Source organism: Streptomyces sp. PT12 (genome assembly GCF_003311645.1).
Classification (GTDB): Bacteria; Actinomycetota; Actinomycetes; order Streptomycetales; family Streptomycetaceae; genus Streptomyces.
Window position 1 is genome coordinate 1 of the sequence record NZ_QEST01000228.1, and the last position, 257, is coordinate 257.

At 67.3% G+C, this 257-nt stretch carries 1 protein-coding gene; it reads left to right on the plus strand.

Annotation, left to right across the window (positions count from 1 at the left end):
* On the plus strand, nucleotides 1–257 hold a 257-nt coding region (locus DEH69_RS24255), incomplete at both ends, for a hypothetical protein (RefSeq protein ID WP_220131335.1).

The following is a 257-nucleotide window of genomic DNA, read 5'->3' on the forward strand; positions in this document are numbered from 1 at the left end:
TTGGAAGAACCTGCCCGAGGCGCAGGATATCGCGCCGTTGCTCGCGGGCGCCGGGGCACGGGTGGAACGCATGCGCGAAGCGGCCGTTTCTCTCGCTAACCCTCTGACCGACAAATGGCGGACGCGCGTGCCCGACGAATTGGCCCTCGATGATGATGTGAAGACGCTGAGTGACGTCGCGCGCGCGGTTGATCGCTGCACGCGCTGCCCGCTCTATTGCAACGCGACGCAAGGCGTGGCGGGCGAGGGGCCGAAGG